Below are 9,630 nucleotides of genomic sequence, written 5' to 3'. Positions count from 1 at the left end.
TGACGACCGCCGCGAGCTGCCAGCCGAGCGCCTTGGCGTCGGCGATACCCGCGTTCATGCAGTAGCCGGCCAAGGGTATCCAGATGTGCGCGGCATCGCCGCAGACGAACAGACGCCGGTCGCGGAATCGGTCGGCGACGAGACGGCGGCCGTACCAATCGTCGATCGAGACGATCTCATAGTCCAAGTCCTCGCCGACCGCCGCCTTGATCGCGCGGGCGGGATCGACCGAATCGAAATCGGGCTCGCCGGGCGGCAGCCAGAAACCGAAGATCCACAAATCGTCGCCGTTCAACGCGACGACGCAGCCGAAGGTCTCGGGGTTGAGGAACCACGTCATCCAGGCCGGATCGACCTTGAGCTTGCTCAGCAGCTCCTTGGAGCGGACGTAGACCGAGCGTGTGCCCGAGATGACGTTCTGGCCCTCGAAGCGCGCGCCGATCGCCTTGCGCACCAGCGACGGACCGCCGTCGCAACCGACCAGATAATCGGCCTCGAAGCGCAACTCCTCGCCGTCCTCGCCGCGTCCCCGAGCCCAGGCGCCGTTCGCATCCTGGCCGACCTCCTCGATCGCGGTGGCGTAGAAGGTGCGGATGTTCGGTGCGCCCAGGACGTGGCGCTGGAGGATCGGCTCCCAATAGGTCTGGTTGCAGCGGTGCGGCGGCTCGGGCGTCGGCCAGCCGGAATCGGCATAGCCGCTGCTTGTGAAACGATCCTGCCGGGCCGGAATGCGGATGCGAGTGAGCTCGTGGCCGGTCAGCGAGGTCACATAAGCGACGTCCTGCGGGAAATCGGCCGGGAGCCCGGCGTCGCGGATCTCGGCGGCGATGCCGAGCTGGCGGAAGATCTCGAGCGAGCGTGCCGAGATATGGTTGCACCGCTTGCGCGGCTCCTCGTCGCGGCCGCGCTGTTCGACCAGTATGACGTCGATGCCGCGCTGCGCCAGGTCGAGCGCCAGGGTCATGCCCACCGGCCCCGCCCCGACGATGAGGACGTCGCTCCTGCTTGTTGCCGATGATCGGTCGTTCACGCTGGATCATCCTCTCGGCGGCGCTTGGTGACCCGCCAGCTGCCGCGCCGGTCTTGGTCCGCCCGTTTTCCGCTTGTGCCGCAACGATATCCAGCGAAATACCATAAGTAAAATTGACTGTTCGAATGGTTGGCATCAGTCTGACTGATGGTGACGAATCTTCGCAAGACCAACCTCAACCTGCTGCCGGTGCTTCGCGAGTTGCTTCGCCACCGCAACGTGACCAACGCCGCGCGCGCGCTCAACTTGAGCCAGCCGGCCGTCAGCAACGCTCTCGCTCAGTTGCGCAGCCTGTTCCACGACGAGCTTCTGATCCCGCACGGGCGCACGCTGCAGCCATCGGCGCTGGCGGAGCGGATGCTTCCCCGCCTCGAGATGATGCTGGGAGGCGTCGAGCAGTTCATCGCTCCGGCCAACTTCGACCCGGCGAAGAGCGAAGGCGCGATAAAAATCGCAACCGCGGATTATGTGATCCTCTTGCTCGGCGCCGAATTGATCAACCAGCTGACCGCTCTGGCGCCGGCACTCACGATCGAGTTCAGCGACGCGCGCAGCCAGAGCGCGCGCGATCTCAAGATGGGCGATATCGACTTGTTCATCGGACCGCGGCGCCTGGCGCACGTCGCGTTCGACGAATTCTCCGTCAGCACATTGTTCGAGGACGATATCGTCTGCATCGTCGATGCCGACGACGCCTCCGAGGAGATTTCAGAAAAAGAGCTCATCGAACGAAAGCTGGTGTTGTTCACGCCAACAGGATCGGAGACGCTCGCCTTCTTCGAGACCGTCTTGCAGCACGCCGGAGTGGCGCCGCGCAACATCGTGCGCGTCCCAAGCTTCCTCATCATTCCTTATCTGGTGCAGGGAACGGGGAGCATCGCCCTCCTCCAGCGCCGGCTCGCGGAACGCCTGTCGGGGTCGACCAATATCCGCATCATGCCCCCGCCGCTCAGCTTTCCAAGATTGGAGATCGGCATGTGGTGGAGCCCGGCACGCGAGCATGATCCGAGCCATATGTGGCTCCGTCAGCTGCTGTCGCAGATCTGCGAGAAGCAGTTCGCCTGACCCGCCGGCCGGCTAAGCTGGGGTTCCCAATAGCGACAAAGAGCTTGCGAAACACCGCCGCGTGGCCGAAATCGGGCTCGGGACGAAGAGCGACAAAAGAGGGCGTCGAAATGCTGGGATTGATGCAGGACTGGCCGCTGACCCTGGATCGGCTGTTGGTTCATGCCGCGCGTTGGCACGGCGATCAGGAGATCGTCAGCCGCGAACAGGACGGGAGCCTCTCGCGCACCACTTATGGGACGCTGCACGGCCGCGCACGGCGGCTTTCGAACGCGCTGCGCAGCCTCGGCATCGGCGTCGGCGACCGGGTCGGGACCCTGGCCTGGAACCGCGCCCGCCATATCGAAACCTGGTACGGGATCATGGGCATCGGTGCGGTCTGCCATACCCTTAACCCGCGGCTGTTCGCCGACCAGCTGGTCTACATCATCAACCATGCCGAGACCCGAATCCTGTTTGCGGACGTCGATCTCGTGCCGTTCATCACCGAGAATATCGCTCGCCTGCCCAAGCTCGAGCATGTCGTGCTGATGACCGACGAGGCCGGCATGGTCGAATGCCCCAAGGCGGTCGCCTATGAGACCCTGATCGCGGCGCAGAGCGAGGATTGCGAATGGGGCAGTTTCGACGAACAGACCGCCGCGGGCCTTTGCTACACGTCGGGGACGACCGGCAATCCGAAGGGCGTGCTCTATTCGCACCGCTCCAACTTCATGCACGCCCTGATCTCGCTCCAGGCCGACATGTTCGGGCTCGCCGCCTCCGATGTCGTGCTGGCGGTCGTGCCGATGTTCCACGCCAATGCCTGGGGCCTGTCGTTCGCCGCTCCGGCGGTCGGCGCGAAACTGGTGATGCCGGGATCACGGCTCGACGGCGAGGCGGTGTTCGAGCTGATCGAGAAGGAGAATGTGACCTTCTCGGCCGCGGTCCCGACCGTCTGGCAGATGCTGCTCCACTATATGCAGCAGACCGGCAAAAAGCCGACGAGCTTGCGCCGTGTCGTGGTCGGCGGGAGCGCCTGCCCGGAAAGCCTGATCCGCGCGTTCCACGACGATTACGGGATCGAGCTGCTGCACCTGTGGGGCATGACCGAAATGTCGCCGGTCGGCACGGTCGGCGCGATGTCTTCGAACCTCGCGAGCAAGAGCTTCGAGGAGCAGATGCCCTACCGGCTGAAGCAGGGACGGCCGCCGATCGGCGTCGATCTCGCGCTGTTCGACGACGACGACAAGCCGGTGCCGCACGACGGCAAGACCTTCGGCCGCCTCAAGGTCAAGGGCGGGACCGTGACCAGCGCCTATATGGGCAACGAGCCGGGATCGGCGCTCGACAAGGCGGGCTGGTTCGACACCAGCGACATCGCGACGATCGACACCATGGGCTTCATGCAGATCACCGACCGCGCCAAGGATCTGATCAAGTCGGGCGGCGAATGGATCAGCTCGATCGAGATCGAGAATATCGCGGTCGGCCATCCCGACGTCGCGGTCGCCGCCGTGATCGCCATTCCCGATGCCAAATGGGACGAGCGGCCCCTGCTCGTGATCGAGCCGATCCCGGGCCACAAGCCGGCGCCGGACGAGCTCCTGCACTTCCTCGACGGCAAGATCGCGCGCTGGTGGATGCCCAATGGGGTCGCGATCGTCGACAAGATTCCCCTCGGCGCGACCGGCAAGATCGACAAGAAGGTGCTTCGCGACATGGCCGCGGCCGGAACCTTCGACCAGGCCGTCAAGTCCGCCAAGACGGCAGCCGCCGCCGCCGAATGATCGATCGTCGTCCGCGCAGCTGCCGGGACGCCGCCTGACCGCGGCCATCCCGTTTTTCCGAACAGGAAGTGATTTCGACCGCCGGCCGCGCTTGGCGTTGCCGCCCTGCAAAGCGCGCTCTAGGGATGCCCCGCAATGACCGGCCCATACGACGACGAAATCACCACCCATTCCTACATCTCGCAGCGTCTTCGGCTTCACTATGTCGATTGGGGCAATGACGGCGCGCCGCCTTTGATCCTGCTCCACGGCGGCATGGATCACAGCCGCAACTGGGACTGGGTGGCGCGCGAGCTTCGCGCCGATTTCCACATCATCGCGCCGGACCTGCGCGGCCATGGCGACAGCCAGTGGTCGGCCGACGGCAATTATCAGCTTCATTCGCACGTCTACGATCTTGCGCAGCTCATCCAGGAGCAGAAGCTCGCGCCGGTCGCTATCGTCGGCCACTCGCTCGGCGGCAACATCGCCTTGCGCTACACCGGGGCCTATCCGGAGACGGTGTCGAAGATCGTCGCCATCGAGGGTCTCGGGCTTCCGCCGGAGATGGCGGCCGAGCGTGCCGCGATGAGCGTCGACGAACGGCTGCGCAAATGGATCGACGAACAACGCTCGCTCAGCCGCCGCTCGCCGCGCCATTACGTCTCGCTCGACGAAGCGATCGCACGCATGGAAGAGGCCAATCCGCGCCTGTCGCCGGCGCAGGCGCGTCATCTGACGATCCACGGGATCAACCAGAATGAGGACGGGACCTACAGCTGGAAGTTCGACAATTATGTCCGTCCCTTCTCGCCGGTCGGCCTCACCCCGGACGAACTCCATCATTTGTGGTCGCGGATCACCTGCCCCACCTTGCTGAGCCATGGCTGCGAAAGCTGGGCCAGCGACCCGAGCGAGGACGGCAGCCTGGCTTTTTTCCGGAACGCGCGGCTGGCGAAGTTCGAGCGCGCAGGCCATTGGGTCCACCACGACCGGCTGACGCCGTTCGTGGACGAGGTGAAGAAATTCCTGCTCGCCGATGACGCGGAAGCACCGGACCAACCCCGCACCGTGATCGTCTGATCCGCAAGGATTTCAACAGCCTGGCGGCATAGATAGCTCGCCTGAAACGCGCCGAATAAAGGCGGCCAGCGGTAATGCCACCGCGTCCGTTCTTCACCCTTTGTTTACCCAATCAGGCGTCAATAGGAACGCGGGTGGGCTTGGCGAGCATCGCGAGGCCCGTAATGACTGAGACCATCTCGAGCGGCGAAAGCGGCGCGGCAGCACTTGCCGCAGCGCTCGGGCCCGAAGCAGGCGCTTCGCTGCTCCCGCCCCTGCTGCTGGTGATCGACGACGATAGGATGGTCGGGCGCTTGATCACGCATGCCGCCGAGGAATGCGGGTTCAGAGCATCGCGAACGACCTCTGCCGAAGCTTTCAGCCAGTCGCTGCGGGAGCAGATGCCGGATGCCGTCGCCGTCGACCTGTGTGTGCCCGGCGCGGACGGTATCGAGATCATACGGCTGCTCGCTGAGGAAAAATATCGCGGATCGGTGATCATCATCAGTGGCCTCGACCAACGCATACTTGACGCCTCGCTTCGGCTCGGCGAGGCGCTGGGGCTCAACATGGCCGACCCGCTCGCCAAGCCTTTCCGCTTCGACGAGCTTGCGGACCGGCTCGCGCTGGCGGCGCCGGGGGTGGCGAAATGATCGCGCTTGCGGACGAAGCCAAGATCGCGGCGGGGCTGGAACTCGCCGCCGACCGCAACGAGCTGTTCATGCTCTACCAGCCCAAGATCTGCGTCGCGAGCGGCGAACTCGCGGGAGTCGAAGCGCTGATGCGTTGGCGCAGCGCCGAGTTCGGGCTTTTGCCCCCCTCGCTGTTCATCCCAATCGCCGAGCGCTCGGGGACGATCGACGCGGTCACCGAGTGGGGGGCGCGCCACGTGCTGCGGCAATGGACCGATTGGCGCGATCAGGGGTTGAAGACGAACATCGCGATCAACATATCGGCGCTGAGCCTGCGCGACGTGCATTTCCCCGATTTCCTGCAACGCCTCTGCCATGTGGAGGGCATGCCGTGCGATCATCTGACGATCGAGGTCACCGAAGGCGCGACGCAGCATGCGGTGCGGCTGCTCGACACGATCACCCGCTTCCGGATAAAGGGGATGAACGTCGAGCTCGACGATTTCGGCACCGGCTATTCGTCGCTGCTTCAGCTCCGGCAGCTTCCCTTTACGGCGCTCAAGATCGACAGCTGCTTCGTCGCCGACGCCGCCGAGCATGCCGAAGCCCGGCTGATCGTCAAGACGGTGATCGATCTGGCGCACGGCCTCGGCCTCACCGCGACCGCCGAGGGAGTCGAACGCGGCGAGACGCTGGAGCTGCTCCGCACGCTCGGATGCGATCATGCGCAGGGCTTCCTGATCAGCGAACCGCTTGCCCCGGCCGAGCTGGTCCCCTGGGTGATGCGCTCCGCCGGGGAGTGGCGCGAGCTCTACCGCCCGCCGGCCGAAGCCGATCCCGCGCGGGACGAAGCGGATGCCGCGCAAGGGCCGTCAAGCATGCGGCCACGCCACTCCTCCTCAAGCGCGCTCCATTAGGCTGCGCCCGGGCAACCGCCCGACCTTGGGCAGCTAGCGCAGAATCCCGCGCGCGCGCATGCGGTGCGCGTAGACGAAGAGGCCAATCGCGACCGCCCAGATCGCGACGTTCATCGCCACCATCGGGCCGGTCTTCAGATCGGCCGGCATCGCCGAGAGGACATGTTGATAGATGGTTGCGACGAGCAGGCCGAGGAGCGACAGGCCGAACGCGAATTCGGCATGGCGGCTGCGTGCCAGCAGCAGCAGCGAACCGACAAGCCCGCCCCAGACGCCAAGCGCCCACCCCGCCACGGCCCATGCGGGGAATGAATTGAAATAGAGTCGATCGGCGTCGCTGAACTGCGCGAGATAGGCAGCATTCTGGGTTTGAGACATGACGTAGTCGAATGCGCCAAAGGCATTCCACAGCAACGCCAAAATGCCGACGATCCAGAGATGCACCGGCGCTCGAGCCGAAGTGGCCATCGTCCCCTCCTCTTCCGTGACTTATGTCTCCGTACTCGAAGGCCGATCAGAATCGCATGGTTCGCGCGCTTTGGCAAGTCGGACCGGTTCCGGAACGGTTGTGGCCGAGGGGCTCGAAACGACAGTCTGACGCAGGCAAAGGAAAGGCGGCGGCTCCGGAGAACCGCCGCCTCACCAGGGCTAATTGAGATCAGAAGCGGAAGCCGAGACGCAGACCATAGCCTTCCACGTCCCCGATCTCGCCCCACAAGGCGACGAAGCCGCCCGAGCCGTTCGTGGAACCGGCGAGGCCAAGCTCGCCGCGCCCCCACGTCCGTTTGCCGCGATCGGCAAGCTCGAGATCGAAGCCGCCACTGCTCAGGACGGTGTCGTTGTCGCCGTTGAACTCGTGCAGGACCTTGGCGTCGAGATAAGGCGCGAGCCCGCTGCCGCTAGCCGAGGCGCGGAAGCCGAGCCGGCCGCGGAGGCTTTTGGCATCGTCATATTCGTAGCGGAAGCCGCTCGCCTCGAAGCCGTCGAGATCGGTGCTGACATAGGCCAGGCCCGCGCCGAGATCGAGGTCGAAGCCCCCGAACGCCGTGCGATAGCCAAGCTCCCCTTCGACACCGTAGCTTTTGCCTTCGGGCTCGGCACCGAGGAACAATGCGCCGTTGCGAAGCCTGACGTCGAAGAAGTCCGCCTTCGCCAGCAACTCGGCGTAGAGGCCCGAGGATTGCCCATAGAGCAGATAGGCCCCGATATTGTGCCCTTCGAGGTCGAACTCGCTTCCCGCGAGTTCGCTGGCGGCGTGCTGGTAGCCGCCGGTGATGCCGAAGGCGAAGCCGGCGCCGGTGCGGAAATCGATCCCCGCCTGGACGCCGCGTCGGTCAGTGTCGAAGCGCAAGTCGGCCGGGCTGGACGTTCCGAAGACATCGATGTCTCGCCGTTCGCCGCTCTCCTCGGTGCTGCCATAGCCCTGCACCCAGAAGCTCATGCCGGGGCGGTCGGCGGTCAGATTCGCGCGGCGCGGCGCGGCCGATTCTGACCATGCGTCAGCGGACTGGTACCAGAAATCGAGTCCCATGCGTCCGGCGAGCAGCGGCTCGACCGCAAAGGCATTGGGAAGCGCGACGAGCAGGATGTCGCCGCCCTGCTGGCGAAGCGAGTAATCGACGAGCCCCGCCCTGGTCGGCCCTTCGAGCGTGAACGCGCCCGAGGTTGCGGTCTGGGCGTCGACGAGCACGACCCCAGCCGGATTGGCGACCGCGACGTTGCCGAGCAGGTTGAGCTCGATCGCGGTCGTGCCGCCGGCATTGCCGCCGACGACGAGCCCGTCCGCCGGCGTGCCAGCGGTTCCAGCCGCCACGTCGAGCAGCAGCGTGCTGCCCGCGCCGCCGGTGAAGTCTCCCGAGACGATGAGCCTGTCGTCGGCCGCGCCGTCGGCCAAGTCGACCGATCCATTGTTGGCCAGCAGCTCGAGCCCCTGCAGCGCCGCGGTGCCGCGCACGCGGAGCTGGCCGTCGTTGGCGAACAGATCCGCGCCCGCGCCGAAATCGCTCGTTCCGACCGGTGCGAACAGGCCCGCGTTGACGAGACTATCGTCGTTCGGGGTGAGATCGATCGCACCGGCGACCGATCCGGTCGGCCGGATGATCACCTCCGCGGCCGCACCATCGACGTCGATGGCTGGGCCCGCAGCTGCCGTCACGCTGCCGCCGATATCGAGCAGCGCGCCGGTGCCGGACGTGAGCAGGACCCCGCCGGTCGCGCCTGCCACATCCGCGCCTGGCGCAGTCGTCACCTCCACGCCGCAGCCGGTCGAGGCGATGATCGCATTGCCCTGTACCGAGACGATGTCGTCGCGGACATTGATGCCGATGTCGCCGCAGACGCTGGTCGCGACGACGGCATCGGACCCGAGGCCCGAGACGCGGATCGGACCGACGTTGAGCGTCTGGTCGCCGTTGACGGTGACGACCTCGACGCCGTCGCTGTCATCGCCGGTCGTGACGATCGCGCCCGCGGTCACGGTGACCGGCTCGTCGCCGCCCTCGACATGGATCGCGTCGCTGTCGTCGCCCCCGGTCGTGACCTCGCCTGCGTCGACGTCGATTGGGCCGGGGCTCTCGACGACCACGCCCGGCGAATTGTCGCCGCCGGTGTCGACGTCATCGGCCTCGGCCTGGACGCGACACGCGCCTGGACCGATGGCGAGGCAAGCCGCCGGGTCCTGGACGATCGCGATACCAGCCGAATCGTCGCCGGCGGTTGCGACCCGGCCGAGATCGGTGACCACGCCGCCGGTCGAGGCGATCAGCACACCAGCCGCACCGTCGCCGCCGGTCGAGACATCGTCCGCGACCAGGCCGACGTCGCAGGCGCCGGCGCCGAGGATCAGGCAGGCGGCCGGATCGGTGGCGATGTCGACGCCGGCGGCATCGTCACCCTCGGTGCGCAGCACGCCGATGCTGCCGGTGGTGCCGCCCGCCGACCTGACCAGCGCGCCGGTCGATCCGTCGCCGCTGGTGGTCAGCTCGCCGACGCTGAACGAGGTATCGCAGGCCCCCGCGCCAAGCACGGCGCAAGCGGTTGGATCGCTGGCTAGGTGTGGAGCCTCAATAGGTTGTTCGCATCGAGGCCGAGGCGGCTGATGGGTGTTTTGGATTTTAGGCTGCCGTGTGGGCGGTGCCAATTGTAATTGTGGAGCCACGGATCGAGCGCAGCTTTGC

9 protein-coding genes are annotated in these 9,630 nt (G+C 66.0%); 5 read left to right on the top strand and 4 right to left on the bottom strand.

The window, feature by feature from the left end; all coding sequences use genetic code 11:
• Positions 1 to 1,030 (bottom strand): FAD-dependent oxidoreductase (locus V6M48_RS07045; RefSeq protein ID WP_332811824.1); only part of this gene is annotated, 1,030 nt, incomplete at its 3' end.
• Positions 1,031 to 1,177: 147 nt separating this feature from the next.
• On the opposite strand from V6M48_RS07045, the gene V6M48_RS07040 reads away from it, so the two are divergent.
• The 5 genes from V6M48_RS07040 (at position 1,178) to V6M48_RS07020 (ending at position 6,454) form a co-directional block, all read left to right on the top strand.
• Positions 1,178 to 2,095, top strand: coding sequence for a LysR family transcriptional regulator (locus V6M48_RS07040; protein ID WP_332811823.1), 918 nt, complete (start codon positions 1,178 to 1,180; stop codon positions 2,093 to 2,095).
• A gap of 110 nt (positions 2,096 to 2,205) precedes the next feature.
• On the top strand, positions 2,206 to 3,864 hold the full coding sequence (locus tag V6M48_RS07035) for a long-chain-fatty-acid--CoA ligase (RefSeq protein WP_332811822.1): 1,659 nt from the start codon (positions 2,206 to 2,208) through the stop codon (positions 3,862 to 3,864).
• 135 nt (positions 3,865 to 3,999) lie between these two features.
• Positions 4,000 to 4,926 carry an alpha/beta fold hydrolase gene (locus tag V6M48_RS07030; protein ID WP_332811821.1) on the top strand — a complete coding sequence of 309 codons (927 nt, stop codon included), beginning with the start codon at positions 4,000 to 4,002 and terminating at the stop codon, positions 4,924 to 4,926.
• Between the two features lie 164 nt (positions 4,927 to 5,090).
• Complete coding sequence (locus V6M48_RS07025) at positions 5,091 to 5,558, top strand: response regulator transcription factor (protein WP_332811820.1); 468 nt, start codon at positions 5,091 to 5,093, stop codon at positions 5,556 to 5,558.
• Positions 5,555 to 6,454 carry an EAL domain-containing protein gene (locus V6M48_RS07020; protein ID WP_332811819.1) on the top strand — a complete coding sequence of 300 codons (900 nt, stop codon included), beginning with the start codon at positions 5,555 to 5,557 and terminating at the stop codon, positions 6,452 to 6,454. Before V6M48_RS07025 ends, V6M48_RS07020 begins: the two co-directional genes overlap by 4 nt.
• Before the next feature lie 33 nt (positions 6,455 to 6,487).
• On the opposite strand, the gene V6M48_RS07015 is transcribed toward V6M48_RS07020, so the two are convergent.
• The 3 genes from V6M48_RS07015 to V6M48_RS07005 form a co-directional block, all read right to left on the bottom strand.
• Positions 6,488 to 6,922, bottom strand: a complete 435-nt coding sequence (locus V6M48_RS07015; RefSeq protein ID WP_332811818.1) for a hypothetical protein — start codon at positions 6,920 to 6,922, stop codon at positions 6,488 to 6,490.
• Positions 6,923 to 7,112: 190 nt separating this feature from the next.
• On the bottom strand, positions 7,113 to 9,479 hold the full coding sequence (locus tag V6M48_RS07010; protein WP_332811817.1) for an autotransporter outer membrane beta-barrel domain-containing protein: 2,367 nt from the start codon (positions 9,477 to 9,479) through the stop codon (positions 7,113 to 7,115).
• Positions 9,480 to 9,502: 23 nt separating this feature from the next.
• The coding region (locus V6M48_RS07005) for an integrase core domain-containing protein (RefSeq protein WP_332811825.1) at positions 9,503 to 9,630 on the bottom strand (128 nt) is incomplete at its 5' end.

Source organism: Sphingomonas sp., from assembly GCF_036677245.1.
Lineage (GTDB): Bacteria > Pseudomonadota > Alphaproteobacteria > Sphingomonadales > Sphingomonadaceae > Allosphingosinicella.
The sequence above is the reverse complement of the archived record's forward strand: the minus strand, read 5'-3'. Positions and strand labels throughout refer to the sequence as shown.

Excerpts from the sequence above, each read along its gene's own strand:
- V6M48_RS07040 (WP_332811823.1), top strand. The coding sequence starts at position 1,178 with ATGGTGACGAATCTTCGCAAGACCAACCTCAACCTGCTGCCGGTGCTT.
- V6M48_RS07035 (WP_332811822.1), top strand. The coding sequence starts at position 2,206 with ATGCTGGGATTGATGCAGGACTGGCCGCTGACCCTGGATCGGCTGTTG.
- V6M48_RS07030 (WP_332811821.1), top strand. The coding sequence starts at position 4,000 with ATGACCGGCCCATACGACGACGAAATCACCACCCATTCCTACATCTCG.
- V6M48_RS07025 (WP_332811820.1), top strand. The coding sequence starts at position 5,091 with ATGACTGAGACCATCTCGAGCGGCGAAAGCGGCGCGGCAGCACTTGCC.
- V6M48_RS07020 (WP_332811819.1), top strand. The coding sequence starts at position 5,555 with ATGATCGCGCTTGCGGACGAAGCCAAGATCGCGGCGGGGCTGGAACTC.
- V6M48_RS07015 (WP_332811818.1), bottom strand. The coding sequence starts at position 6,922 with ATGGCCACTTCGGCTCGAGCGCCGGTGCATCTCTGGATCGTCGGCATT.